Below are 26,304 nucleotides of genomic sequence, written 5' to 3' on the forward strand. Positions count from 1 at the left end.
GGGCCTCGCGACGGGCGGCTAGCGGGCGATGGCCGCCTCGATGTCCTTGAATTCGATCACCCGGACATAGGGCGCGATCTCGCCGCTGATGGAGAAGTGCGCGCCTATCACCGTGACTTCGACCCCTTCGTTTTCCACCAGGTACTGCACCACCTCGTGAAAATCGCCGTCGCCCGCGACCAGGTACAGCTTCTTCCAGCCGCGCTTGGCATGGGAGCGCATCAGGTTAAAGGCCAGGCCGACATCGACGCCCTTCTGGCTCTTGGTGGTGTACTGCTCGCCGGTCACCGGATGCAGGATCGGGCCGCCGCCTGCCGAGGCCGGCCATTCGTGGGCCTTGCTCTGCAGCCAGTAGAGCTTGACCCTGAGACCGGCGCCCTTGGGCGGGGCCGAGCTGAGAAACTTGTTGAAGTTGGTCTGGGCGACGGTGGGCGGATCGCTGTCGCAGTTGAAGTAGTAGGCGTCGCCGATGGGTTCGCCCGCATCCTGCTCGATGAAAAGCCGCAGTTTGAGATAGTCGAATTTGGCGCCGTATACCGACCCGTTCCAGGCGCTCAGGGCGTAGGCGCCGTCGACAAACCAAGCGACGCCCGTTCGAGTTGTAGTAGCCATCGTATTGCTGGGACCAGGTTTTCTACCGTTGATGGGCGCACACCCGCACGCGGGATACGCGGTGCCTATTGTGGGCTTAATTCCCGGTTTGCGCCTCAGGTAACGCGAAGGAATTCCAGGGGGTGCATGCTAGAGCGCCCGCGAGGGTGAAGGCGTCGCTCCAGGCGACGGGCGAGGCGACCACCAGTTCGGTACGAGCGTCGTACCAGGCCGCTGGCAGCAGCTTCAGCGCAGAGGCCGGCTGGCACTGGCGTAGTCAGATCGCCGTGCTGTCGCGCCCGTCGCTGGCGTGGGCGGCATCGACGATCAGCGTCGGCTGCAGCAGCCGGATTCGCGGTGCTACGTGGTAAGCACCGTCATCGTTATGTCGCAGGTAGAGCCGCTGGCAGCCCAGGCACCGCCACAGTGTGCTCTGGTTGCAGGGATAGAAGCGCGGTGCGATCGGGGCGGCGCTCGCCCAGTAGTGAGTGCCTGCGGGGTGATACTCCTCAAGGGTCGACTCCTCGGGCGCGTGGCGCGCCAGGGTGCCGACTCGGGCGAAATCCGCTTCCCGATAGCCCACTGGCCAGGCTGTCCATCCCGACAGATCCCGCTGCTGGCAATGGCAGGCCTGGGTGATGGCTGCAGCGGTGGCGGCCAGTTCCTTCAGGGTCGCGACATCGATGAAGTCTTCCATGCCCAAGCCTCCTGCTCGTCGGGCGACCTTGCGCCCACGGATCTCGATTGTCGCCTGACCTGTATGGATCTGGTCGAGGCGTGGCTCAAGACACGCCACTGGTCGGCGGATACGCAAATTTCGTGACTCCACCGCTTTGCCCGGCGTAGGTTTGCGGCCACAATCTCGAAACTACTTTAAGTTAATTCGTGCCGCCGGCTCTGGCCGGGGCATTGATTCACTCTGTCCTCCGGCTCGCCGATGGGAAACTTTGCATGAAGCTGATCAAATCCACCACCCTCATTCTCTGCATGGGCGTATCCGCCTGCAGCTCCTTCCAGGGCACTGGCGACCAGGCCGCCGCCCCCGCCAAGCCGGGCAATGCCCAGGCCAGCACTGCCGCCAGTGGCAGCCACTGGTGGTGGCCGTTCGGCGGCAGCGACAAGGCGGTCGAGCCGGTCAAGCCGGTGGCCAAGGCCGCCGAGCCCAAGGCCGAAGCCAAGGTCGCGGCGAAGGCGCCGGCGGCCAAGCCGGAGCAGGCCGCTGCGGCCGGCGAGAAGGGCAGTCACTGGTGGTGGCCCTTCGGCAGCGAAGACGTGAAGCCCGTCGCCAAGGCGGAAGTCCTCAAGCCGGTACCGGTCAAGGTCAGCAAGGCCTGGCTGGACGAGCACGAGCAGAAGCTGCGCGTCGCCGTGGCCGGCAGCAACGTCAGGGTCGAGCGTCGCGACGATGCCCTGGTGCTGGTGACCCCGGTGGACGGCTCCTTCAACCCGGATCGCGCCGAGATGCTGCTGCCGGTGATGCTCGGCCCGCTGTCGCGTTCGGCCAAGTCGGTGAGCGTGGATGAAGACAGCGCCGTCATCGTGCTCGGCTTCAGCGACAGCACCGGTGCCGCCGCGCTCAACGACAAGATCAGTCTGCAGCGCGCCCAGGCCGTGGCGGCGATCTTCCGTCTCAGTGGCTACAGCGGCAATCGCCTGATCGTGCGGGGTCTGGCGGCCGCCCATCCGCGTGCCGACAACACCACCGCCGCCGGCCGCGCCGCCAACCGCCGCGTCGAGGTGCTGATCCAGCCGCGCGCCACCGTGCTGGCCAGCCTGCAATCCCTGGCCGCGCGCTAGCTGCAAAGCTTGTCCTGAAGCAGGCGAGCGGGGCGGGACTTGGTTAAGCTAGGTCGACAACGACCTAGCAGGAGACCTCCATGTCACCGTCCCTCGCCGATATGCGTCGCGACTACACCCGCGACGGCCTGACCGAAGCCCAGGCGCCCGCGGATCCCTATGCCCTGTTCGGGCAGTGGTTCGAAGAGGCGGTGCGCACCGAGCAGCCACCCGTCGAAGCCAACGCCTGCTGGCTGGCAACCGTCGATGATGAGGGTCAGCCGCATTGCCGCGTGTTGCTGCTCAAGGGCGTCGATGCCCAGGGCTTCGTCTTCTACACCAACTACGACAGCGCCAAGGGCCAGCAGCTGGCCAGGCAACCCCGGGCGGCCATGACCTTCTTCTGGCCGGCGCTGGAGCGCCAGGTGCGCATCGAGGGGCAGGTGGAGCAGGTCTCTACCGAGGAGTCCGACGCCTACTACCGGGTTCGCCCGCTGGGCAGTCGCCTGGGTGCCTGGGCCTCGCCGCAAAGCCAGGTCATCGCCGATCGTCACGAGCTGGAGCAGCGCCTGGCCGCCGTGCAGCAGCGCTTCGCCGACGGGGAGCCGAGCCGCCCGCCGTTCTGGGGTGGTTATCGTCTGAGGCCCCAACGCATCGAATTCTGGCAGGGCCGCTCCAGCCGTCTCCATGACCGGCTGGACTACCGGCGCATGGAAGGCGAGTGGCAGCGCCAGCGCCTGGCACCTTAAGGCGTTCGCAAGGTACCGGCGTTACAGTCGCCGGAAACCTCCCCGGACGCCCTGGGTCAAGGATAATAGCGATCTGCGCCCATACCGCTGCCCGGTACGGCCAGTGTCTTTCAACTGCCCTTGGAGTTGCCCCATGAACAGAGTCCTTCAGCTCGCCGCCTCCCTGACCGCCGTCGCCCTGCTGGCCGGCTGCGCCTCCGATCAGTCCGGCGACGTCTATTCGCGCGATGAGGCGCGGCAGGTGCAGACGGTCCGTACCGGTACCATCACCGCCCTGCGCCCGGTCACCATCGAGGGCACCAAGTCGCCGGTGGGCGCCGGGGCCGGTGCCGTGGTCGGTGGCATTGGCGGTAGCGCCATCGGCGGCGGTCGTGGCAGCTTCGTCACCGCCATCATCGGTGCAGTGGCTGGTGGCCTGCTGGGTGCCGCCACCGAAGAAGGCTTCACCAAGGCCAACGGGGTCGAGATCACCGTGAAGGAAGACGACGGCGGCTCCCGCGCCTATGTGCAGGCGGTCAACAAGGGCGAGATCTTCCGCGTGGGCGAGCGGGTGCGCATCCTGACCGTCAATGGCACCAGCCGCGTCGCGCCCAACTGATCTGCCGGACGTACCCGAAGGTACGTCCATGCCCTTCCAGAACGGGCGTCCGAATCGCTAGACTGCGAATCGGATGCCCGTTTGCGTTTTCGCCCGTAAATAGTTGTCGCCTGGGCGCAATGCCGCGCCTGGAGGCCGTCCTACAATCCCCCTCAGTCACCGCCGTGATCGGCAGGAGAACCCCGATGTCCGCTTCTCAACCCAACGTGCAACGCGCCGCCTTCGATGAGGTGATGGTCCCGACCTACGCCCCCGCCGCGTTCATTCCGGTGCGAGGAGAGGGCTCCCGTGTCTGGGACCAGGCCGATCGCGAATACGTCGATTTTGCCGGCGGCATCGCCGTCAGCGCCCTGGGCCATGGCCATCCCGCGCTGATCAACGCCCTGACCGAGCAGGCCGGCAAGCTCTGGCACGTCTCCAACATCTACACCAACGAGCCTGCCCTGCGCCTGGCGCGTAAGCTGGTGGACCACACCTTCGCCGACCGGGTGTTCTTCGCCAACTCCGGCGCCGAAGCCAACGAGGCGGCCTGCAAGCTGGCCCGTCGCTATGGCCATGACGTCAGCGGCGGCAGCCGTTACGAGATCGTCGCCGCCACCAACAGCTTCCACGGCCGGACCCTGTTCACGGTCAGCGTCGGCGGTCAGCCCAAGTATTCCGATGGCTTCGGTCCCAAGATCGAAGGCATCCGCCACGTGCCCTACAACGACCTGGCCGCTCTCGAAGCCGTGGTCTCGGACAAGACCTGCGCGGTCATCCTCGAACCCATCCAGGGCGAGGGCGGCGTGCTGCCGGCCGACCAGGCCTACCTGGAGGGCGCGCGTCGCCTGTGCGACGCCCATGGCGCCCTGCTGATCTTCGACGAGGTGCAGAGCGGGGTCGGTCGCAGCGGTCATCTCTACGCCTACCAGCACTATGGCGTGGTACCGGACATCCTCACCACCGCCAAGAGCATCGGCGGCGGCTTTCCGCTGGCGGCCATGCTGACCACCGAGAAGGTCGCCCAGCATTTCAGCGCCGGCGTGCACGGCAGCACCTATGGCGGCAACCCGCTGGGCTGCGCCGTGGGCGCCGCGCTGCTGGACATCGTCGCCACCCCGGAAACCCTGGCCGGTGTCGCTGCCCGTCATCAGCGCTTCGTCGCCGGTCTGGAGCAGCTCAATGCCCGCTATGGCCTGTTCCAGCAGATCCGCGGGCTGGGCCTGCTGATCGGCGCCGTGCTCAACGACAGCTGGAAGGGGCGCGCCAAGGACATCGTCACCGCCGCCAACGAAGAGGGTCTGATGATCCTGCAGGCCGGTCCCGACGTGCTGCGCATGGCGCCGAGCCTGATCATCTCCGAGACCGATATCGACGAAGGCCTGGCCCGCCTGGATCGCGCCCTGGCGCGTCTCACCCAAGGCTAATCTCCGGACGCGGGACGCGTACCGCTGGCATCCAGGGATGGATCCGTACACAAGGAGTTCTCATGCTGGTAATGCGCCCTGCGCGCGCGGCGGATCTGCCCCTGGTCCAGCGGCTCGCCGCGGATAGCCCGGTTGGCGTCACCTCGCTGCCCGACAACCCCGAGCGGTTGCGCGACAAGATCCGCACCTCGGAGTCGTCGCTGGCGGCGGAGGTGGGCTTTCATGGCGAGGAGAGCTATTTCTTCGTGCTCGAAGACACCACCAGCGGCGAGCTGCTGGGCTGTTCGGCCATCGTCGCCTCGGCCGGTTTCTCCGAGCCCTTCTACAGCTTTCGCAACGAGACCTTCATCCACGCCTCGCGCGAGTTGAAGATCCACAACAAGGTGCATGTGCTGTCGCTCTGTCACGACCTGACCGGCAACAGTGTGCTGAGCAGCTTCTATGTCCAGCGCCCGCTGCTCGACACCCCCCACGCCGAACTCAACTCCCGTGCCCGCCTGCTGTTCATGGCCGCCCACCCGGCGCGCTTCGCCGAAACGGTGGTGGTGGAAATCGTCGGGCTGGCGGATGATGACGGCGAATCGCCGTTCTGGAACGGGGTAGGGCGCAACTTCTTCGATATGGACTACGCCGCCGCCGAGCGCCTGTCCGGGCAGAAGAGCCGCACCTTTCTCGCCGAACTGATGCCCACCTATCCGCTCTATGTACCCCTGCTGCCCGACAGCGCCCAGGAGGCCATGGGTCAGGTGCATCCCCGCGCCCAGATCACCTTCGACATCCTCAGCCGCGAGGGCTTCGAGACCGACAACTACATCGACATCTTCGATGGCGGTCCGACCCTGCACGCCCGCACCACGGCCATCCGCTCCATCGCCGAGAGCCGCCTAGCGCCGGTGAGCGAAGGGGCCCCGGCCGGCGAGGAGGCGCCCTGGTTCCTGATCGCCAACGACGGCCTGGAAAACTTCCGGGCACTGGCCACGCCGCTGCGCTGGGCGCCTGGCGATCCCGTCGTCCTTTCCCCCGAGCAGATCGCCACCCTGGAGATCGCCGAAGGCGACCGGGTTCGTCTGGTAGCGCTGTAGCCGACCCTAGCGTCTTTGGAGGTCCGATGATCGTCCGTCCCGTCACCCGTGCCGATGTGCCCGCGCTGCTGCAACTGGCGCAGGCGGCCGGCGCCGGTCTCACCACCCTGCCGGCCAGCGAAGAACGCCTGGCGCAGCGGGTGGAAAATGCCGAGCGCAGCTTTCTGCGCCAGGCCGAATCCGCCGATGCGGACTATCTCTTCGCCCTGGAAGAAGACGGCGAGGTCATCGGCATCGCCGGGATCGCCGCCGCCCTGGGCCTGCGCGAGCCCTGGTACAACTACCGGGTCGGGCTGACGGTGAGCGCCTCGCGCGAACTGGACATCCACCGGCAGATCCCCACGCTGTTCCTGGCCAACGACATGACCGGCAGCTCCGAGCTCTGCTCGCTGTTCCTGCGCGCGGATCGCCGCGGCGGCGCGGCCGGGCGCCTGCTGTCCAAGTCGCGCTTCCTGTTCATCGCCGAATTCCGCGAGCTGTTCGCCGAGCGCATCATCGCCGAGTTGCGCGGCATGTCCGACGACCAGGGGCAGTCGCCGTTCTGGGAGGGCCTGGGCCGCCACTTCTTCAAGATGGAATTCTCCCAGGCGGATTATCTCACCGGCATCGGCAATCGCGGCTTCATCGCCGAGCTGATGCCGCGCTTCCCGCTCTATACCTGCTTCCTGTCGGCGGAAGCGCGCCAGGTGATCGGCAAGGTACACCCGGACACCGAAGCCGCTCGCCGCCTGCTGGAGGCCGAGGGCTTCAATTACCAGGGCTACGTCGACATCTTCGATGCCGGTCCGACCCTGGAAGCCGAGACCGCCAAGGTACGCGCGATCCGCGACAGCCAGCGCCTGGTGCTGGCAGTGGGCACGCCGGGCGATGACGCCGAGGTCTATCTGATCCACAACCGCAAGTGCCAGGACTGCCGCATCACCAGCGCCCGCGCGCGCCTGGCTTCGGGCACCCTGGTGGTCGATCTGGCCACCGCCCGCGAATTGCGGCTGATGGCCGGCGCCCAGGTGCGCGCCGTGCGCCTGATGCCCTGAGGAGAGCTCATGGATAGCCTCTATATCGCTGGTCAATGGCGCCCCGGGCGCGGCGAGACCTTCACCTCGCTCGACCCCTACGCCGGTACCGAGCTCTGGCAGGGCGCCGCCGCGGATGCAGCGGACGTCGACCAGGCGATCGCCGCAGCGCGCCAGGCCTTTCCCGCCTGGGAAAGACGCGGCCAGGCCGCGCGCCTGGAGATCCTGCAGGCCTTCGCCCAGGCGCTGCAGCAACGCCGCTCCGCGCTGACCCGGGCCCTCGCCGAGGAAACCGGCAAGCCGCTGTGGGAAGCCGATACCGAACTCGGCAGCATGATCGCCAAGGTGGCCATCTCCGCCCAGGCCGAGGCGGCCCGTAGTGGCGAGCGCTCGGCCAGCGTGGCGGATGCCCGTAGCGTCACCCGTCATCGGCCGCATGGTGTCCTGGCGGTCTTCGGTCCCTACAACTTTCCCGGCCATTTGCCCAACGGCCATATCGTGCCTGCGCTGCTGGCCGGCAACACGGTGGTGTTCAAGCCCAGCGAGCTGACGCCGCGTTTTGCCGCTCTGACCCTGGAGTGCTGGATCGCCGCCGGACTGCCGGCCGGGGTACTCAATCTGGTGCAGGGCGGTCGGACCACCGGTGAGGCCCTGGCCGCGCATCCGGGCCTGGACGGCATCCTCTTCACCGGCTCCAGCGCCACCGGAGCGGCGCTGCATCGGCTCAATGCGGAGCGTCCGCAGCGACTGCTGGCCCTGGAGATGGGCGGCAACAATCCGCTGGTGGTGGCGCCGGTGGCCGATCTGGACGCCGCCGTGGTGACCATCGTCCAGTCGGCCTTTCTCTCCGCCGGGCAGCGCTGCACCTGCGCCCGCCGCCTGCTCGTGCCCCAGGGTGCCTGGGGCGATGCCCTGCTGGCACGCCTGGTGGCCGTCAGCGCCGGTCTCGGCATCGGTCGCTTCGACGCCGATCCGCCGCCCTTCATGGGCACCGTTATCTCCCTCGCCGCTGCCCAGGCCCTGCTGCGGACCCAGGCCCAGCGTCTGGCGCAGGGCGGTCGGGCACTGCTGGAGCAGCGCCAGCCGGACGTCCAGCGGGCGCTGCTCACGCCGGGGATCATCGAGGTGTCGGACATCGCCGACCTGCCCGACGAGGAGGTCTTCGGGCCGCTGTTGCAGGTCCAGCGCTATGACGACTTCGACCAGGCCCTGGCCCTCGCCAATGCCACCCGCTTCGGGCTGGCAGCCGGTCTGCTGGCCGACGATCCGGCCCTCTACAAATGTTTCTGGCAGGGCGTGCGCGCCGGCATCGTCAACTGGAATCGGCCCCTGACCGGGGCGGCCAGCGCGGCACCCTTCGGTGGCGTCGGTGCCTCGGGCAATCACCGCCCCAGCGCCTACTACGCCGCGGACTACTGCGCCTTCCCGGTCGCCTCGCTGGAAAGCGACGCCCTGACCCTGCCTAGCCAATTGCCTCCAGGATTACCGCTATGAGTCAACTCGCCCCTGCTGCTCGAGAGGTCAATTTCGACGGCCTGGTCGGTCCGACCCACAACTATGCCGGCCTGTCCTATGGCAACGTGGCCTCCCAGGCCAGCAAGCAGCAGTGCTCGAATCCGCGCGAGGCCGCGCGCCAGGGCCTGGCCAAGATGCAGGCGCTGATGGAACTGGGCTTTGAACAGGGCGTGCTGGCCCCCCACGAAAGACCCGACATCGCCTCGCTGCGGCGCCTGGGATTCGCCGGCAGCGATGCCCAGGTGCTGGAAAGCGCCGCACGCGAAGCCTTGCCGCTGCTCCTGTCCGCCAGTTCCGCCTCGGCCATGTGGACGGCCAACGCCGCCACCGTCAGCCCCAGCGCCGACACCCGCGATGGCCGCGTGCACTTCACCCCGGCCAACCTGGCCTGCAAGTTCCACCGCAGCCTCGAACCCAGCACCACGGCGCGCATCCTCCAGGCGATGTTTCGCGATTCCGCGCATTTCCAGCACCATGCGCCGCTGCCCTCGGTGGCCCAGTTCGGCGACGAGGGCGCGGCCAACCACACCCGCTTCAGTCGCGACCATGGCGCTCCGGGCGTGGAATTCTTCGTCTTCGGTCGCAGCGCCTTCGATCCGCGCTATCCAGAGCCTCATCGCTATCCGGCGCGGCAGACCCTGGAAGCCTCCCAGGCCATCGCCCGGCTGCATGGCCTGAGCGAGGAGGGCGTGGTCTTCGCCCAGCAGAATCCGGCGGTGGTGGACCAGGGCGTCTTCCACAACGACGTCATCTCGGTGGGCAACGCCCAGGTGCTGTTCCACCATGAAGATGCCTTCCTCGACAGCGACCGGGTGCTGGACGAATTGCAAACCAAGCTCGCCCGACGCGGCGCCACGTTGCAGCGCCTCTGCGTGCGTCGCAGCGAGATCAGCGTCGGCGACGCCGTGCGCTCCTATCTGTTCAACAGCCAGCTGCTGGATCAACCGGGGCAGGGCGCCTTGCTGGTGGTGCCCGACGAGTGCCGGCAGAATCCGGCGGTCTGGGACTATCTGCAGGCCCAGGTCAGCGGCGCGGGCCCGCTGGGCGAGGTCAAGGTCTTCGATCTCAAGCAGAGCATGCAGAACGGCGGCGGCCCCGCCTGCCTGCGCCTGCGGGTGGCGCTCGCCCCTGAGGAGCTGGCCGCGGTGAATCCGGGGGTGCGCTTCACCCCGGCGCTGCATGCCCAGTTGCTCGACTGGGTGGATCGGCACTACCGCGACCGCCTGGCACCGGCGGATCTCGCCGATCCCCAGTTGCTGGGCGAGGTCCGCACTGCCCTCGACGAGCTGACCCAGTTGCTGGGCCTCGGCTCGGTCTATCCCTTTCAATTGCCCTGACGTCCGGAGCCCCCATGAGCAACCGTCTCGATCTCATCCTCGAACCCACCGCCGACGAGCAGCAGACGCTGCAGGTCCAGCGCCTGGCCATCCGCCTGGCCGGTCGCGACCTCTGGCTGGAAGCCGATGGCGCCGGTGGCCTCAATATCTTCGCCGACTCCCAGGATGACGAAGAGCAGACCCCGGTCCTGGTGCTGCGCCCTCAGGCCCTCAATGCCCTGGGCCTGTCCATCGCCCTGGAGACCTTCGCCGACGACGGCGATGAGAATCATGTGCATGACGCCGATTGCGGTTGCGGCCACGATCATTGAGTATCTAGCTCCGACACGTCGCTCAGCGGAGTAGAGCATGGCTGCATCTGAACGTTATCGGTTGGCGCTTGGCCGCCTGCTGGACCTGACCCTGGCCGGCCGCGAGCCGACCGAGAAGATTCAACTGACTGCCGACGGCACCCGTCTCCACTGGCTGACCGAAGGCGTGCTGGAAGTCACCCCGCCGGTGGCGCGCGACAACCGCATGGACCTGCTGCTCTCGGCGGGCATCCATGGCAACGAGACGGCGCCCATGGAGCTGCTCGACGAGTTGCTCGGCGGCATCGCCAGCGGCGCCCTGCGTCCCGCCTGCCGCCTGTTGTTCATGTTCGGCAATCCCGACGCCATGCGCCGCGGCACCCGCTATGTCGAGCAGGACCTGAATCGCCTGTTCAACGGCCGCCATGCTCAGGCCGAAGGTCCCGAGGCGCAACGCGCCAACGACCTGGAACGCCTGTCCGCGCAATTCTTCAGCAAGCCGGATCGGGCGCGCCTGCACTACGACCTGCACACCGCGCTGCGCGCCTCGGCGCTGCCGCGTTTCGCCCTCTATCCCTGGAGCGCCGGGCGCGAGCATTCGGAAGCCGAGTTGCAGCGTCTCGAAGCCGCCGGTATCGAAGCCGTGCTGCTCTACGACAAGCCGGGCATTACCTTCAGCGCCTATACCTATGCCGAGTGCCAGGCCGAGGCCCTGACCCTGGAGCTGGGCCAGGCGCGGCCCTTCGGCGAGAACAGCGAACTCGACCTGAGTCGCCTGCGGCTGCTGCTCGAGGCGCTGATCGAAGGCCGCGAAGCCGAGCTGCCGCCGCCGGATTCCTCGTTGCTGAGATTCCGCGTGGCGCGCCAGGTGTACAAGTCCAGTCCGCGCTTCCAGTTGCACCTGGCCGACGACGTGGCCAACTTCTCGCCGCTGCGCCAGGGTTCGCTGCTGGCCGAAGACGGCAGCGAGCGCTGGATCGTCGACGAAGCCGAGGCGCGCATCATCTTTCCCAATCCCAAGGTCGCCGTCGGCCTGCGGGCCGGACTCATCGTTGTCCCGGCTTAAGGAGCGACCTCATGATCGATCTGCGCAGCGATACCGTCACCCAGCCCACCTCGGCCATGCGTCAGGCCATGCTGGCCGCCGAGCTGGGCGATGACGTCTATGGCGAAGACCCCACCGTCACCCGCCTGGAACAGCGTCTGGCGGGCGATCTGGGCCTGGAAGCCGGACTCTTCGTGCCCAGCGGCACAATGAGCAATCTGCTCGGACTGCTGGCGCACTGCGAGCGGGGCGACGAATACCTGGTCGGCCAGCAGGCCCACACATACAAGTACGAAGGGGGCGGCGCCGCGGTGCTGGGCTCCATCCAGCCGCAACCCATAGAGATGGCCGCCGATGGCAGCCTCGACCTCGATCTGGTGCGCAGCTACATCAAGGCCGATGACTTCCACTTCGCTCGCACCCGGCTGCTGGCCCTGGAAAACACCATGCACGGCAAGGTGCTGCCGCTGACCTATCTGGCCGCGGCACGCGCCTTCACCCGGGAGCACGGCCTGGCTCTGCATCTGGACGGCGCGCGGCTGTACAACGCCGCGGTCAAGCTCGGGGTACCGGCGCGCGAGATCAGCCAGCATTTCGATTCGGTATCGGTCTGCCTGTCCAAGGGCCTCGGCGCGCCGGTGGGGTCGGTGCTCTGCGGCGATGCCGCCCTGATCGCCAAGGCGCGCCGCTGGCGCAAGGTGGTCGGCGGCGGCATGCGCCAGGCCGGCATGCTGGCAGCGGCCGGTCTGCATGCCCTCGACCACCAGGTCGAGCGCCTGGCCGAGGACCATGCCCACGCGGCGCAGCTCGGCACCGCCCTGGCCGAACTCGGCTATCAGGTGGAGCCGGTGCAGACCAACATGGTCTACCTCGCCCTGGGCGACGGGGCGCCCGCCCTGCAGGCCTTCCTGGCCGAACGCGGCATCCGCATCAGTCCTGCGCCGCGCCTGCGACTGGTCACCCATCTGGACGTCAGCGCCGCCGATATCGAGGCGGTCATCGCCGCTTTCGCCACCTACCGCCGCCGCTAAGTCTTCCGACGACGTTTTTCCTGCGCAACCGGGGCGACACCGGGGCGCAGGCGTCGATATACTCCCAGACATGCGTGTCCGTTTTCCGCACGTGCCGCGTCTGCGGCGCCCGCTCCGTTCGTCTCGTCTGCGATCCAGTCGGATGCCCGTCACGCGCGTCGAAAAGCCCATTGTCTGGAATGAATATGAAAAGCGCCGAAATCCGTGAAGCCTTCCTCCGCTTCTTCGAAGAGAAGGGGCACACCCGGGTCGCCTCCAGTTCGCTGATCCCCGCGAACGATCCGACCCTGCTGTTCACCAACGCCGGGATGAACCAGTTCAAGGACTGCTTCCTCGGCATGGAAAAGCGCAGCTACACCCGCGCCGCCACCAGCCAGAAGTGCGTGCGCGCGGGCGGCAAGCACAACGACCTGGAGAACGTCGGCTACACGGCGCGTCACCACACCTTCTTCGAGATGCTGGGCAACTTCAGCTTCGGCGACTACTTCAAGCGCGACGCCATCACCTTCGCCTGGGAATTCCTCACCTCGCCGCAGTGGCTGGGTCTGCCCCGGGAAAAGCTCTGGGTCACCGTCTACGCCACCGATGACGAGGCCTACGACATCTGGACCAAGGAAGTCGGGGTGCCCGAGGCGCAGATGGTGCGCATCGGCGACAACAAGGGCGCGCCCTATGCCTCGGACAACTTCTGGACCATGGGTGATACCGGTCCCTGCGGCCCCTGCACCGAGATCTTCTTCGACCACGGTCCCGAGATCTGGGGCGGCCCGCCCGGCTCGCCGGAAGAAGACGGCGATCGCTACATCGAGATCTGGAACAACGTCTTCATGCAGTTCAACCGCACCGCCGATGGCGTCCTGCATCCGCTGCCGGCGCCCAGCGTCGACACCGGCATGGGCCTGGAGCGGGTGAGCGCCGTGCTGCAGCACGTGCACTCGAACTACGAGATCGATCTGTTCCAGCAGCTGCTGGCGGCCTCGGCCGAGGCCATCGGTTGCGCCAACGACGACGCCCCCTCGCTCAAGGTGGTGGCCGACCACATCCGTTCCTGCAGCTTCCTGATCGCCGATGGCGTGCTGCCGTCCAACGAAGGCCGTGGCTACGTGCTGCGTCGCATCATTCGTCGCGCCTGCCGCCACGGCAACAAGCTGGGCGCCAAGGGCACCTTCTTCCACAAGATCGTCGCCGCCCTGGTGGCCGAGATGGGCCAGGCCTATCCCGAGCTGGTCCAGCAGCAGGCGCACATCGAGCGCGTGCTGCGCACCGAGGAAGAGCAGTTCGCCAAGACCCTGGAGCAGGGCCTGAAGATCCTCGAACAGGATCTGGCGCAGCTGCAGGGCGACACCATTCCCGGTGACGTGGTGTTCAAGCTCTATGACACCTACGGCTTCCCGGTCGACCTGACCAACGACATCGCCCGCGAGCGCAACCTCAACCTCGACGAGGCTGGTTTCGAGCGCGAGATGGAAGCCCAGCGCGAGCGCGCCCGCTCCGCCAGCGCCTTCGGCGTGGACTACAACAGCCTGGTCAAGGTCGAGGGCGAGACCCGCTTCCTCGGCTACGACACCACCAGCGCCTCGGGCACCATCGTCGCCCTGTACCGCGCCGGCCAGCCGGTGGACAGCCTCGCCGAAGGCGAGGAGGGCGTGGTCATCCTCGACCAGACGCCGTTCTATGGTGAATCCGGTGGCCAGGTCGGCGATACCGGTACCCTGGAAAGCGCCGGTGTCGGCTTTGCCGTGCGCGACACCACCAAGACCCAGGGGGCCTTCCTGCACCACGGCGTGGTGACCAAGGGCAGCCTCAATGTCGGCACCGCGCTGATGGCCCAGGTCGATGCCGGGCGCCGCCAGGGCATCGCCCTGAACCACTCCGGTACCCATTTGCTGCACGCCGCCCTGCGCCAGGTGCTGGGCGACCATGTCCACCAGAAGGGCTCCCTGGTCAACGACCAGCGCCTGAGATTCGACTTCAGCCACTTCGAGGCCATCAAGCCCGAGGAGCTCAAGCGCATCGAGACCATCGTCAACGAAGAGATCCGCAAGAACAGCGCGGTGACCACCGAGGTCATGGCCATCGACGAGGCCAAGGCCCGCGGCGCCATGGCGCTGTTCGGCGAGAAGTACGGCGACGTAGTGCGCGTGGTCGGCATGGGCGGTGAATTCTCCGTCGAGCTGTGCGGTGGTACCCACGTCGCCCAGACCGGCGACATCGGCCTGCTCAAGCTGGTCAGCGAAGGCGGCGTGGCCTCCGGCGTGCGCCGTGTGGAAGCCATCACCGGCACCGCGGCCCTGGCCTACCTCAACAGCGCCGAAGAGCAGCTGCGCGAAGCCGCCAGCCTGCTCAAGGGCAGTCGCGACAACGTGCTGGACAAGCTGGCCGCGCTCGTCGAGCGCAATCGCCAGCTGGAAAAGGAAATCGAGCAGCTCAAGGCCAAGGCCGCCAGTGCCTCGGCCGGTGACCTGGTCGACCAGGCGCAGGACGTCAAGGGCGCCAAGGTGCTCACCGCGCGCCTCGACGGTCTCGACGGCAAGGCATTGCTGGCGCTGGTCGACCAGCTCAAGAACAAGCTCGGCAGCGGCATGATCCTGCTCGGTGGCGTAGCCGACGGCAAGGTGGTGCTGGTGGCCGGCGTCACCGCCGACCTGACCGCCAGGCTCAAGGCCGGCGAGCTGATGAAGCGCGCCGCGGCCGTGGTCGGTGGCAAGGGCGGCGGTCGTCCGGACATGGCCCAGGGCGGCGGCACCGATGCCAGCCAGCTCGAGGCGGCCCTGGCCTGCGCCGCGCAGTACGCCGAGGAAAGCCTCTAAGAGCGCTGCGGGTCGCCGGGGAGGGCGGCCCGCTTCCTCCCTCAACAACTTGAATCAGATTTTTCTGCGGACGGGCAGCAAGCAATGGCATTGATCGTACAGAAATTCGGCGGTACCTCGGTGGGTACGGTGGAGCGTATCGAGCAGGTCGCCGAGAAGGTGAAACGCTTCCATGAGGCGGGCGACCAGATCGTGGTGGTGGTATCGGCCATGAGTGGCGAGACCAATCGCCTGATCGGCCTCGCCAAGCAGATCATGGAGCAACCCGATCCGCGCGAGCTGGATGTCATGGTCTCCACCGGCGAGCAGGTCACCATCGGCCTGCTGGCCATGGCGCTGCTCAAGCGTGGCGTCCAGGCGGTGTCCTATACCGGCAACCAGGTGCGCATCCTCACCGACAGCGCCCACACCAAGGCGCGCATCCAGCAGATCGACGATGCCCGCATCCGAGCCGAGCTCAAGGCCGGCAAGGTGGTGGTCGTGGCCGGCTTCCAGGGCGTTGACGAGCAGGGCAACATCACCACCCTGGGCCGTGGTGGCTCCGACACCACCGGCGTGGCCCTGGCGGCCGCGCTGAAGGCCGACGAGTGCCAGATCTATACCGACGTCGACGGCGTCTACACCACCGATCCGCGCGTGGTGCCCCAGGCCCAGCGCCTGGACAAGATCACCTTCGAGGAAATGCTGGAAATGGCCAGCCTCGGCTCGAAGGTGCTGCAGATCCGTTCGGTGGAGTTCGCCGGCAAGTACAACGTGCCGCTGCGCGTGCTGCACAGCTTTCAGGAGGGTCCGGGCACCCTCATTACCCTTGATGAAGAGGAATCCATGGAACAGCCGATCATCTCCGGCATCGCCTTCAACCGTGACGAAGCCAAGCTGACCATTCGCGGTGTGCCGGATACCCCCGGCGTGGCCTTCAAGATCCTCGGCCCGATCAGCGCGGCCAACATCGAAGTCGACATGATCGTGCAGAACGTCGCGCACGATAACACCACCGACTTCACCTTCACCGTGCACCGCAACGACTACCAGAGCGCCCTGGAGATCCTCAAGCGCACCGGCGTCGAGATCGGCGCTCGGGAGTCCGTCGGCGACACCAAGATCGCCAAGGTTTCCATCGTTGGCGTCGGCATGAGATCCCATGCCGGCGTGGCCAGCCAGATGTTCGAAGCCTTGGCCAAGGAGAGCATCAACATCCAGATGATCTCCACTTCCGAAATCAAGGTGTCGGTGGTCATCGAGGAGAAATACCTCGAACTCGCCGTCCGCGCCCTGCACACCGCCTTCGAACTCGACGCCCCCGCACGCGGCGCCGAGTGACCCGCCAGATGAGGTTCCTGCCACAGGGACCTCATCCGACACGGGTTCTGCGGAACTTTACTTGCATGGACAGAGGTCAATAGCGACTAGAGGGTCCATTCAGGGATCGTTTCGGTTCATACGTGCAGACTGAGTTAAAGCTTAAGGAGAATGGAATGCTTATTTTGACTCGTCGGGTTGGTGAGACCCTGATGGTGGGTGATGAAGTCACCGTGACGGTACTGGGAGTCAAGGGCAACCAGGTCCGCATTGGCGTCAATGCGCCCAAGGAAGTCGCGGTTCATCGCGAGGAAATCTACCAGCGCATCCAGAAGGAAAAGGACCAAGAACCAAACCACTGATTTTTTTTGAATTTTTCTCTTTGCAAACGGGCAAACCTTCGATATAGTTTCGCCCCGTTGCGGTGAGGTGGCCGAGTGGCCGAAGGCGCTCCCCTGCTAAGGGAGTACACCTCAAAAGGGTGTCGAGGGTTCGAATCCCTCCCTCACCGCCATTTGCTTCAAACTGGCTCCGCTGTACTGACCGATTGGTAAGTACCTGATAAACAAGCAAATTTGCTTGACAGGTCAGAAACGGAAGCTAGAATACGCAGCTTCAACGCACTCGTAGCTCAGCTGGATAGAGTACTCGGCTACGAACCGAGCGGTCGGAGGTTCGAATCCTCCCGAGTGCGCCAAATCGACGAAGCCTCTGGCTTCAGCAGTACCAGCGGTGTTCTGGCTAAACGCACCGAAACGCACTCGTAGCTCAGCTGGATAGAGTACTCGGCTACGAACCGAGCGGTCGGAGGTTCGAATCCTCCCGAGTGCGCCAAATATGAAGAAGGGCCTGCAGCGATGCAGGCCCTTTTTTATTGTCTGCGGATTCGTGCCAGTATCCGCGACCGTTGGCCTGGCCAGGATTCCGTCCGGTCAGGCCGTGCGTCTTTCGACCTTGCCCGCGAGAGGGTCTCTTCATGCAGTGGGACAGACCGACTCCCCACCTCCTGCCGCTGCGCATCGGTGCCGAGCACATCGACGGCCTGGGCCATGCCAACAACGCCGTGTACGTCAGCTGGCTCGAACAGTGCGCCTGGCAGCATTCGGCGGCCCTGGGCCTGGACCTCGCCACCTTCCAGCGGCTGGACCGCGCCATGGCCGTGGTGCGCCACGAGATCGACTATCTCAGCAGTGGTTACCAGGACGATGAGCTGGTGCTCGGTACCTGGCTGGTCGACTGGGATCGTCGTCTGCGCATGACCCGGCAATTCCAGCTGCAGCGTCCCGCCGATGGCGTGACCCTGCTGCGCGCCCGGACGACCTTCGTCTGCATCGAGCTGTCTTCCGGCAAGCCCAGGCGCATGCCACCCGAATTCCTGGCCGGTTATGGCCAGGCACTACCTGGCGAGGACGTCTGAGCATGGAGATCGCCCTGGCGCCCATGGAGGGCCTCGTCGACGACATCCTGCGGGAATTGCTGACCGAGGTCGGTGGACTCGACTGGTGCGTGAGCGAATTCATCCGTGTCTGCGATCGCCTGCTGCCGGCGGCGGCCTTCGCCAAGCTGGCACCTGAGCTGGAGCAGGGCGCGCGTACGCCGTCGGGTACGCCCATGCGGGTGCAGCTGCTGGGTTCGGATCCGGCCTGCCTGGCCGACAACGCGGCCTTCGCCTGCACCCTGGGCGCCCCGGTGATCGATCTCAACTTCGGCTGCCCGGCCAAGACCGTCAACAAGTCCCGCGGCGGGGCGGTGCTGCTCAAGGAGCCGGAGCTGCTCAACCGGATCGTCGAGAGCGTGCGCCAGGCCGTGCCGGCGCACATTCCGGTCACCGCCAAGATGCGCCTGGGCTACGACAGTCCGAACGCCGCCCTGGCCTGCGCCGAGGCCCTGGCCGAGGGTGGCGCGGCGCAACTGGTGGTCCATGCGCGGACCAAGGTCGAGGGCTACAAGCCGCCGGCGCACTGGGAATGGGTGGCGCGGGTGGCCGACCGGGTATCCGTGCCGGTGCTGGCCAACGGCGAGATCTGGACCCTGGACGACTACTGGCGTTGCCGCAGCGTCAGCGGCCAGGCCTCGGTGATGCTGGGGCGCGGCCTGGTCTCGCGACCGGACCTGGCGCTGCAGATCGCCGCGGCGGTACGCGGAGAGGAGACCGCGGCGCAGGGCTGGGCCGAGATCCTGCCGCGGGTGCAACGCTTCTGGGTCATGGCGCAGCGCAAGCTGGCGCCGCGCTACGCCCCCGGTCGCCTCAAGCAGTGGCTGGGCATGCTGACCCGCAGCTATCCCGAGGCCGCGGCCCTGTTCGCCGAGGTGCGGCGCGAATCCGATTGCGCCCTGATCGACCGCCTGCTCGGCATGGCCGGGCACAATCCAGCCGAACTTGATCTCGATCAAGAACGCCGGCCGCAACTCGTCTAGTCTCTGGGGAGTGGTGACGACGGAGCGTCGTCGCTCGAGCACGCAAGGCACTTCAGGCGACCCCGGGTCGCCTTTTTTTCGTCTGGGCGCCCGCCTGGAACTTCGCCTGGGCCACGCGGCCTATGCTGGACCCCCTGCACACCAAGAGCCGACGTGCGCCTACCCTGGACGGTCTTTCTCGCACCCACGCCTGCGGCACTCCTCTTTGCCGGCAAGACCCTGTTCGCCGCCGGACTGGCGCTCTGGCTGGCCTTCCGTTTCAGCCTCGAACAACCGGTCTGGGCCTGCATGACGGTGATGATCGTCTCCCAGCCGCTGTCCGGCATGGTGCTGGCCAAGGGCCTGTTCCGCCTGCTCGGCACCATTGCCGGCACCTGCATGGCGGTGGTGCTCATGGGCTTCTTCGCCCAGACGCCCTGGCTGTTCCTCCTGGCCCTGGCCGGCTGGATGGCCCTCTGCACGGCAGCCTCGACCCTGCTGCGCAACCATGTCGCCTATGGCTTCGTGCTGGCCGGCTATACCGTCGCCATCATCGGCCTGCCCGCCATTGCCCATCCGCTGACCGTGTTCGACCAGGCGGTGGCCCGCTGCACCGAGATCTGCCTGGGTATCGTCGTGGCCTCGGCGGTCAGCGCGCTGTTCTGGCCGCAGCGCGTGGAGCAGAACCTGGCCGCCCAGGCGCGGCGCACCTGGGAGCAGGGCGTGGCTGCGGCGCGGGCGGAGCTGGCCGAGGCCCAGGATGCCACCCAGGGTCTGCTGGCCATGCTTGGCCAGGTGGTGGCGGTGGATGCCCAGCGCGACCACGCCTGGTTCGAAGGCCAGCGCGGCCGGCAACGCGCCAGGGCGTTGCGCCTGCTCTCGCGGGATCTGCTCAGCCTGCTGCGCACCGCCCGTGGTGCCATGCGGCAGTGGCGTGGTCTGGACGAGCCGAGAAGGGCCGCTCTGCAGCCCTGGCGCGACGAACTGCTCACGACCCTGGCCGACCCCCAGGCGTCTGCCCTGGAGGCCCTCCTGCAGCGTCTGAGAGAGGCTGCGGGCACCGCCCCGGAGCTGGACAACGATCAGCGCTACCTGCTGGCCCGTTTCGCCATCCTGCTGGACAAGATCCTGCTGGCCGGTCGCGCCCTGGACAGCGTCCACACGGCCCAGCTCAGCGCCGTGGCGCCCTCGGCACTGGCGCGTCATCGCGATGTGCAGACGGCGCTGCTCTACGGCCTGCGCAGCGCCTGTGCGCTGCTGGTCGTGGGCGTCTTCTGGCTGGCCAGCGCCTGGCCCTCGGCGCCGGGTGCCATGCTCATGGCCGGGGTCATCTGCAGCCTGTTCGCCAATCGCGACAACGCCGCCACCATCGGCGTCGGCTTCCTGCGGGGCATCCTCTATGCCGCGCCAGTCGCCATCCTGGTCAGCCAGGTGCTGCTGCCGCAGATCAGCGGCTATCCGCTGCTGTGCCTGGTGCTGGGGGTGCCACTGTTCTTTGCCGCCCTGGGGATGGCCGGACCGCCGGGCGTGGTGGGGACGGCGACGGCCTTCGCCATCCATCTGCTGGTGCTGGTCTCGCCCAGCAACCACGGCCAGGTGGAGATGGGCGCCTTGCTCAACCAGTTGCAGAGTCTATTGATCGGCGTCGGTTCGGCCGTGCTGATGTTCCGGCTGATCAGTCTACGCACGCCGCGGCGCACCAGCCGCCGCATCCTCGAGGCCACCACCTACGACCTGCAGCGCCTGACCACGGTCCCCCTAGCCAACGCCGAGACCTGGTTCGGCGGGCGCATGGCGGATCGCCTGCTACTGCTGGCGCGACATATCGAGCAGCTGTCGGCCAGCGAACGCGGGCGCTGGGAGCAGGGGCTGCTGGCGCTGGACTTGGGCAATGAGTTACTGCATCTGCGCGCCTGCCTGGCAGGTGCCCAGGGCGAGGTGGCCCGGGCGCGGGATGCCTTTCTCGGCCGCTTCGCCGAACAGCTGGAGGTGGGCTTCGGTAACCTGCAGCCGGGCGCGCTGGACGCGGCGGCAGAGCGTCTGCGACAGGCGCTGCACCAGGCGCCAGACGATGAGCCGCATCGGTTGGCGCGCGGCGCCATCGGCCAGCTCCAGCAGACCTGGCGCAGCTGTTGTCTAGAGGCGGTAGCGGAGGAGGGTGCGGATGAATCTGCATGAATGGGCCATCGGCGGGGTCTACCTGGGGCCGCTGTTCGTCTATGGCGTCCTGGCGCTGCTGCTGACGGCGCTGTCGCTGTGGCTGCTGCAGCGCAGTGGCCTGGGCCGCCATCTCTGGCACAGCGCCCTGTTCGGTTGCGCGCTGTTCGTGCTGTGGCTGGCCGCCCTCGTGGCCGTGCTGGCCACCTGAGCCCCATAACAAGAGGATCGACAAGGCGATGCACAAGACCCTGCGTGTGGCGATAACCCTGATCGTGGTACTGCTCGCCATCCTGGCCGGCACCTGGCTGTGGCACTTCTATCTCTATACGCCCTGGACGCGCGATGCGCGGGTGCGCGCCGATGTGGTGGTGGTCGCGCCCGACGTATCGGGCTGGGTGACGCGCCTAGCGGTGGTGGACAACCAGCTGGTCAAGCCCGGCGATCTGCTCCTGCAGATCGATCAGCAGCGCTACCAGGCCAACCTCGCCCATGCCAAGGCGGTGGCCGAGACGCGCCAGCAGCAGCTGCGCCTGCGTGAGAGCGAGGCCGCCCGGCGCCAACGGCTGGGCACCAGCGCCATCAGCGCCGAGGATCGCGAGACCGCCCAGGTCAACGTGGCGGTCGCCCGCAGCCAGTACCAGGAAGCCCTGAGCGATGTGAACCTGGCCCAGATCAACCTGGATCGCAGCCGGGTGCTGGCGCCGCGGGAAGGGCGGATCACCAACCTCAGATTCGCCGAGGGCAACTATGTGCAGACCGGCCAGGCGGTGATGGCCCTGGTGGATACCCGCTCCTTCTACGTCATGGCCTATTTCGAAGAGACCAAGATTCCCCACATCCACCCCGGCGATGCGGTACGGGTGCGCCTGATGAACCAGGCGGCGCCCCTGCAGGGGCGGGTGGCGAGCATCAGCAGCGGCATCACCGATCGCAACGCGGCCAGCGATACCCAGCTGCTGGCCAACGTCGAGCCGACGTTCAACTGGGTGCGCCTGGCGCAGCGCATCCCGGTACGCATCGAACTGCTGGACGTCCCCGCGGATATCCACCTCAGCGCGGGGATGACGGCAAGCGTTTCGGTGCTCGATGGCGAGGGTCACCACCCGCTGCAGGGCTGGCGTCGGCTCTGGGGTTACTGAGGTCTGGAGGGGTACGACTAAAGTCGTCTGGAAGCCTTACCGGGCGGGCCTAGAGTAGAGCTCGACGCTCCCGTCATGCTGTAAGGAACAACAATAATGAATGACAGCACCTACCGGCGGATTGAAGCCAGTCCGCGTTTCCAAGAACTGGTGACCAAGCGCGGGCGCTTCGCCTGGACGCTTTCCGCCATCATGCTCGGACTCTATTCCGCCTTCATCCTCCTGATCGCCTTCGCTCCCAAGGTTCTCGCGACCCGTATCCATGCGGAAACCGCCATGACCTGGGGCATCCCCCTGGGCGTCGGTCTGATCCTTTCGGCCTTCGTCCTGACCGGCATCTATGTGCGCCGGGCCAATGGCGAGTTCGATCGGCTCAACGCGGAAATTCTCCGGGAGGTGCAGCCATGAGACGTCTTTCCCTCGCGGCCGGGCTGCTGGCGCTCTCGCCTTCGCTGTGGGCAGCCGATGCCATCAGCGGCGCGGTCCAGCGCCAGCCGCTGAACATCTCCGCCATCCTGATGTTCGTCGCCTTCGTCGGCGCCACCCTGGGCATCACCTACTGGGCTTCCAAGCGTAACCGCTCCGCCGCCGACTACTACGCCGCCGGTGGCCGCATCACCGGGTTCCAGAACGGCCTGGCCATCGCCGGCGACTACATGTCGGCCGCCTCCTTCCTGGGTATTTCCGCGCTGGTGTTCACCTCGGGCTACGACGGCCTGATCTACTCCATCGGCTTCCTGGTGGGCTGGCCGATCATCCTGTTCCTGATCGCCGAGCGCCTGCGCAACCTCGGCAAGTACACCTTCGCCGACGTGGCCTCCTATCGCCTCAAGCAGAAGGACATCCGGACCCTGTCCGCCTGCGGCTCGCTGGTGGTGGTCGCCCTCTATCTGATCGCCCAGATGGTCGGTGCCGGCAAGCTGATCCAGCTGCTGTTCGGCCTGGACTACACCCTGGCCGTGGTGCTGGTGGGTATCCTCATGGTGCTCTACGTCCTCTTCGGCGGCATGCTGGCCACCACCTGGGTACAGATCATCAAGGCCGTGCTGCTGCTGTCCGGTGCCAGCTTCATGGCCTTCATGGTGATGAAGCACGTCGGCTTCGACTTTAACCGCCTGTTCGCCGAAGCCATCGCCGTGCATCCCAAGGGTGAAGCCATCATGAGCCCCGGTGGCTTGGTGAAGGATCCGATCTCGGCCTTCTCCCTGGGTCTGGCGCTGATGTTCGGCACCGCCGGCCTGCCGCACATCCTGATGCGCTTCTTCACCGTCAGTGACGCCAAGGAAGCGCGCAAGAGCGTGTTCTACGCCACCGGCTTCATCGGCTACTTCTACATCCTGACCTTCATCATCGGCTTTGGCGCCATCCTGCTGGTCAGCACCAATCCGGCCTTCAAGGACGCCGCCGGCGCCCTGCTGGGCGGCAACAACATGGCGGCGGTGCACCTGGCCAACGCCGTGGGCGGCAGCATCTTCCTCGGCTTCATCTCGGCGGTGGCCTTCGCCACCATCCTGGCGGTGGTCGCCGGTCTGACCCTGGCCGGTGCCTCGGCGGTCTCCCACGACCTCTACGCCAGCGTGATCAAGAAGGGCAAAGCCAACGAGAAGGACGAAATCCGCGTTTCCAAGATGACCACCGTGGCGCTGGGTGTGGTCGCCATCGCCTTGGGCATCCTCTTCGAGAAGCAGAACATCGCCTTCATGGTGGGCCTGGCCTTCTCCATCGCGGCCAGCTGCAACTTCCCCATCCTGCTGCTCTCGATGTACTGGAAGCGTCTGACCACCCGGGGCGCCATGATCGGTGGCTGGCTCGGCCTGATCACCGCGGTGGCCCTGATGGTGCTTGGCCCGACCATCTGGGTGACCATCCTCGGTCATGCCAAGCCGATCTACCCCTATGAATACCCGGCGCTGTTCTCCATCGCCGTGGCCTTCATCGGCATCTGGTTCTTCTCCATCACCGACAAGTCGGCGGCTGCCGAAGAGGAGCGGGCACGCTTCTATCCGCAGTTCGTGAGATCCCAGACCGGCCTGGGTGCCAGTGGCGCTGTGGCCCACTGACAGCCAGCTGCGACAAGACCAAGCCCGGATCTCTGATCCGGGCTTTTTTGTGCGCTGGCACCTGGGAGGCGGCGAGGGCGGGCAGGGTTAGCTGACGACGTCGGGATTTTCCGCCGCTGGCGCAGGTCCATGGAATAAGCCCGTCGCTTCGTATCATCCTGTTACGGCGGCGGTCGACCCTTGGCCTTCATGGAGAATGGCAGATGACTCTCTCGACCATCCTGGTTCTGGTGCTTCTGGTCCTGCTCATCGGCGGACTTCCGGTATTTCCGCATTCGCGCAGCTGGGGCTATGGCCCGTCCGGCATCGTGGGCGCCATTCTGGTCGTCCTGCTGGTACTGCTGCTGCTGGGCATGATCTAGACCCTGACGGTCGCCTGAAAATGCCCCACAAAGGTGCGTTGGACAAAGTTCTTGCCCAATGCGGTGCAGCGCGGTAACGTCGGCTTTCCGGCCTGCCTTGCCGAGTGCTGTAAACAAAACCGGCGTCTGCGTGAGCAGACGCCGGTTTTGTTTTGCGCGTCAGTTGGCGACCGCGCCGTCCTGGCGGCTGCGCAGATAGAGGTCCAGCACCACCTCGTCGAGGATCGACGAAGCGCCCCAGGGGCGGCTGCTGTTGAGGATGGCGACCACCACCCAGTTGCGCGCATTGGCATCCCGGACGAAGCCCGCCAGGGCCCGTACGTTGTTCAGGGTGCCGGTCTTCATGTGCGCCTGACCGGTGAGCGGCGAATTCTTCATGCGCTTGCGCAGGGTGCCGTCCATGCCCGCCAACGGCAGCGAAGAGATGAACTCCGGGCCGTAGGGACTCTGCCAGGCGGCGCGCAGGATCTCGGCCATCTCCCGGGCACTGACCCGTTCGGTGCGCGACAGCCCCGAGCCGTTCTCCATGATCAGGTGACTGGCATTGATGCCCTTGCGCGCCAGCCACGAGCGGATGACCCGCAGCGCCGCCTTGCTGTCGTCCGCATCCGCCGAGGTGCGGAATTGCGCCCCGATGGAGAGGAACAGCTGCTGGGCCATGGTGTTGTTGCTGTACTTGTTGATGTCGCGAATGATCTCGACCACATCGGGCGAGAAGGCCCGCGCCAGCACCTCGGCATTGCGCGGCACGCTGCCCTCGCGGGTACGGCCCTTGATGCTGCCGCCCAGTTCCTGCCAGATGGCCCGCACCGCGCCGGCGGTATAGGCCGGGTGGTCGAGCAGCGACAGATAGCTCTGGGCGTTGCAGCCGTCCGGCAACTGGCCACTGACCACCAGGCTGGTACTGCCATCGGCCTGGGGCACCGGATTGAAGCGCACCTCCGGCCAGGCCGGGCAACCGCTCTTGCCGGTGGCGCGCATCTGGTTGTCGATGCTGACGTTGGTCAGCGGCGGATCCATGGAGACGCTGACCCGGCCATCGGCCGAGCGCACCACCATGCGCACCGACTTGAGATTGACCAGCAGCGAATCCGGACCGACCAGGAAGGTCTTGTTCTCGTCTTCGCCGTCGTCGTTGAAGGCCGGCAGATTGGGCTTCACGAAACGACCGCGATCCAGCACCAGGTCACCGGTGACTTCCAGGACGCCGTTGGCGCGCAGGTCACGCATGAGCAGCCACAGCCGCTCCATGTTCAGCTTGGGATCGCCACCGCCCTTGAGATAGAGGTTGCCGTTGAGGATGCCGTCCTTGAGGGTGCCGTCGGTATAGAACTCGGTCTTCCACTGGTAGGTGGGACCCAGCAGTTCCAGGGCGGCAAAGGTGGTGATCAGCTTCATGGTCGACGCCGGATTCACCGAGACGTCGGCGTTGTAGTAGTCGTTCTCGCCCGGGCCATCGAGGGGCAGCATCACCAGCGACAGGTCGCTGCCGGGGATCTTGTTGGTCTGCATCGCCTTTTCGATTCGCGGCGGCAGGTAGGAGGTATCGGCACTGACGGGCAGGGAAAAGCCCAGGGCGCAGCAGCTCAGCAGCAGGCCCAGAGATCGGAAGGTCTTTCGCATCGGGACACACACCTTGGCAGG

At 66.6% G+C, this 26,304-nt stretch carries 25 protein-coding genes and 3 tRNA genes; 25 read left to right on the plus strand and 3 right to left on the minus strand.

The window, feature by feature from the left end; all coding sequences use genetic code 11:
- Positions 1–18 precede the first annotated feature (18 nt).
- A complete protein-coding gene (locus tag PSEK12I1_RS0120240) occupies positions 19–612 on the minus strand; it encodes an NYN domain-containing protein (protein ID WP_027596872.1) in 594 nt (197 codons plus the stop codon).
- Positions 613–868: 256 nt separating this feature from the next.
- A complete protein-coding gene (locus PSEK12I1_RS0120245; RefSeq protein ID WP_027602731.1) occupies positions 869–1,288 on the minus strand; it encodes a hypothetical protein in 420 nt (139 codons plus the stop codon).
- Positions 1,289–1,542: 254 nt separating this feature from the next.
- Here PSEK12I1_RS0120245 and PSEK12I1_RS0120250 point away from each other — a divergent pair, with 254 nt between their 5' ends.
- From PSEK12I1_RS0120250 to PSEK12I1_RS24460, 25 genes are all read left to right on the plus strand, one after another.
- Positions 1,543–2,388 carry an OmpA family protein gene (locus tag PSEK12I1_RS0120250; RefSeq protein WP_027602732.1) on the plus strand — a complete coding sequence of 282 codons (846 nt, stop codon included), beginning with the start codon at positions 1,543–1,545 and terminating at the stop codon, positions 2,386–2,388.
- An 80-nt stretch (positions 2,389–2,468) separates the two neighbouring features.
- A complete protein-coding gene (gene pdxH, locus PSEK12I1_RS0120255; RefSeq protein WP_027602733.1) occupies positions 2,469–3,116 on the plus strand; it encodes a pyridoxamine 5'-phosphate oxidase in 648 nt (215 codons plus the stop codon).
- A 133-nt stretch (positions 3,117–3,249) separates the two neighbouring features.
- Complete coding sequence (locus PSEK12I1_RS0120260; RefSeq protein ID WP_007159112.1) at positions 3,250–3,714, plus strand: membrane protein; 465 nt, start codon at positions 3,250–3,252, stop codon at positions 3,712–3,714.
- Between the two features lie 185 nt (positions 3,715–3,899).
- A complete protein-coding gene (locus PSEK12I1_RS0120265) occupies positions 3,900–5,120 on the plus strand; it encodes an aspartate aminotransferase family protein (protein WP_027602734.1) in 1,221 nt (406 codons plus the stop codon).
- Positions 5,121–5,182: 62 nt separating this feature from the next.
- Positions 5,183–6,202: an arginine/ornithine succinyltransferase subunit alpha gene (aruF, locus tag PSEK12I1_RS0120270; protein WP_027602735.1), complete on the plus strand. Its 1,020-nt coding sequence runs from the start codon at positions 5,183–5,185 to the stop codon at positions 6,200–6,202.
- A gap of 26 nt (positions 6,203–6,228) precedes the next feature.
- Positions 6,229–7,236: an arginine N-succinyltransferase gene (astA, locus tag PSEK12I1_RS0120275; RefSeq protein WP_027602736.1), complete on the plus strand. Its 1,008-nt coding sequence runs from the start codon at positions 6,229–6,231 to the stop codon at positions 7,234–7,236.
- Between the two features lie 9 nt (positions 7,237–7,245).
- Positions 7,246–8,709 carry a succinylglutamate-semialdehyde dehydrogenase gene (gene astD, locus PSEK12I1_RS0120280; RefSeq protein WP_027602737.1) on the plus strand — a complete coding sequence of 488 codons (1,464 nt, stop codon included), beginning with the start codon at positions 7,246–7,248 and terminating at the stop codon, positions 8,707–8,709.
- Entirely contained in the window at positions 8,706–10,067 is a 1,362-nt protein-coding gene (gene astB, locus PSEK12I1_RS0120285; RefSeq protein ID WP_027602738.1) for an N-succinylarginine dihydrolase, read from the plus strand. Before astD ends, astB begins: the two co-directional genes overlap by 4 nt.
- A 14-nt stretch (positions 10,068–10,081) precedes the next feature.
- Positions 10,082–10,378 (plus strand): hypothetical protein, encoded by a 297-nt coding sequence (locus PSEK12I1_RS0120290; protein ID WP_007159106.1) that lies wholly within the window; start codon positions 10,082–10,084, stop codon positions 10,376–10,378.
- A 37-nt stretch (positions 10,379–10,415) separates the two neighbouring features.
- Positions 10,416–11,423, plus strand: a complete 1,008-nt coding sequence (astE, locus tag PSEK12I1_RS0120295; RefSeq protein WP_027602739.1) for a succinylglutamate desuccinylase — start codon at positions 10,416–10,418, stop codon at positions 11,421–11,423.
- A gap of 11 nt (positions 11,424–11,434) precedes the next feature.
- Positions 11,435–12,433, plus strand: a complete 999-nt coding sequence (gene ltaE / locus PSEK12I1_RS0120300; protein WP_027602740.1) for a low-specificity L-threonine aldolase — start codon at positions 11,435–11,437, stop codon at positions 12,431–12,433.
- A gap of 185 nt (positions 12,434–12,618) precedes the next feature.
- On the plus strand, positions 12,619–15,243 hold the full coding sequence (gene alaS / locus PSEK12I1_RS0120305) for an alanine--tRNA ligase (protein ID WP_027602741.1): 2,625 nt from the start codon (positions 12,619–12,621) through the stop codon (positions 15,241–15,243).
- An 84-nt stretch (positions 15,244–15,327) separates the two neighbouring features.
- Entirely contained in the window at positions 15,328–16,563 is a 1,236-nt protein-coding gene (locus tag PSEK12I1_RS0120310) for an aspartate kinase (protein ID WP_007159102.1), read from the plus strand.
- Between the two features lie 155 nt (positions 16,564–16,718).
- Entirely contained in the window at positions 16,719–16,904 is a 186-nt protein-coding gene (gene csrA, locus PSEK12I1_RS0120315; protein ID WP_007159101.1) for a carbon storage regulator CsrA, read from the plus strand.
- Between the two features lie 61 nt (positions 16,905–16,965).
- A tRNA-Ser gene (locus PSEK12I1_RS0120320) sits at positions 16,966–17,056 on the plus strand.
- 106 nt (positions 17,057–17,162) lie between these two features.
- A tRNA-Arg gene (locus PSEK12I1_RS0120325) sits at positions 17,163–17,239 on the plus strand.
- A gap of 60 nt (positions 17,240–17,299) precedes the next feature.
- Positions 17,300–17,376, plus strand: a tRNA-Arg gene (locus PSEK12I1_RS0120330).
- Between the two features lie 142 nt (positions 17,377–17,518).
- Complete coding sequence (locus tag PSEK12I1_RS0120335; RefSeq protein WP_007159100.1) at positions 17,519–17,959, plus strand: thioesterase family protein; 441 nt, start codon at positions 17,519–17,521, stop codon at positions 17,957–17,959.
- 2 nt (positions 17,960–17,961) lie between these two features.
- Positions 17,962–18,960, plus strand: a complete 999-nt coding sequence (locus PSEK12I1_RS0120340; RefSeq protein ID WP_027602742.1) for a tRNA-dihydrouridine synthase — start codon at positions 17,962–17,964, stop codon at positions 18,958–18,960.
- A gap of 153 nt (positions 18,961–19,113) precedes the next feature.
- Positions 19,114–21,117, plus strand: a complete 2,004-nt coding sequence (locus PSEK12I1_RS0120345; RefSeq protein WP_027602743.1) for an FUSC family protein — start codon at positions 19,114–19,116, stop codon at positions 21,115–21,117.
- The gene (locus PSEK12I1_RS0120350; RefSeq protein WP_027602744.1) at positions 21,104–21,307 is read left to right on the plus strand and encodes a DUF1656 domain-containing protein; all 204 of its coding nucleotides are present in this window, start codon (positions 21,104–21,106) and stop codon (positions 21,305–21,307) included. The genes PSEK12I1_RS0120345 and PSEK12I1_RS0120350 overlap by 14 nt, the downstream gene beginning before the upstream one ends.
- Positions 21,308–21,335: 28 nt before the next feature.
- Positions 21,336–22,238, plus strand: a complete 903-nt coding sequence (locus PSEK12I1_RS0120355) for an HlyD family secretion protein (protein WP_027602745.1) — start codon at positions 21,336–21,338, stop codon at positions 22,236–22,238.
- A gap of 96 nt (positions 22,239–22,334) precedes the next feature.
- A complete protein-coding gene (locus PSEK12I1_RS0120360; RefSeq protein ID WP_027602746.1) occupies positions 22,335–22,646 on the plus strand; it encodes a DUF485 domain-containing protein in 312 nt (103 codons plus the stop codon).
- On the plus strand, positions 22,643–24,298 hold the full coding sequence (locus tag PSEK12I1_RS0120365; RefSeq protein WP_037007224.1) for a cation acetate symporter: 1,656 nt from the start codon (positions 22,643–22,645) through the stop codon (positions 24,296–24,298). Before PSEK12I1_RS0120360 ends, PSEK12I1_RS0120365 begins: the two co-directional genes overlap by 4 nt.
- A 203-nt stretch (positions 24,299–24,501) precedes the next feature.
- Complete coding sequence (locus PSEK12I1_RS24460; protein WP_007159093.1) at positions 24,502–24,660, plus strand: DUF3309 family protein; 159 nt, start codon at positions 24,502–24,504, stop codon at positions 24,658–24,660.
- Between the two features lie 159 nt (positions 24,661–24,819).
- Here PSEK12I1_RS24460 and dacB read toward each other — a convergent pair whose 3' ends face one another.
- Positions 24,820–26,283: a D-alanyl-D-alanine carboxypeptidase/D-alanyl-D-alanine-endopeptidase gene (dacB, locus tag PSEK12I1_RS0120375; RefSeq protein WP_027602748.1), complete on the minus strand. Its 1,464-nt coding sequence runs from the start codon at positions 26,281–26,283 to the stop codon at positions 24,820–24,822.
- Positions 26,284–26,304 lie beyond the last annotated feature (21 nt).

Origin of the sequence: Pseudomonas sp. MOIL14HWK12:I1 (genome assembly GCF_000510705.1) — a bacterium.
Taxonomy (GTDB): Bacteria; Pseudomonadota; Gammaproteobacteria; order Pseudomonadales; family Pseudomonadaceae; genus Chryseomonas; species Chryseomonas oryzihabitans.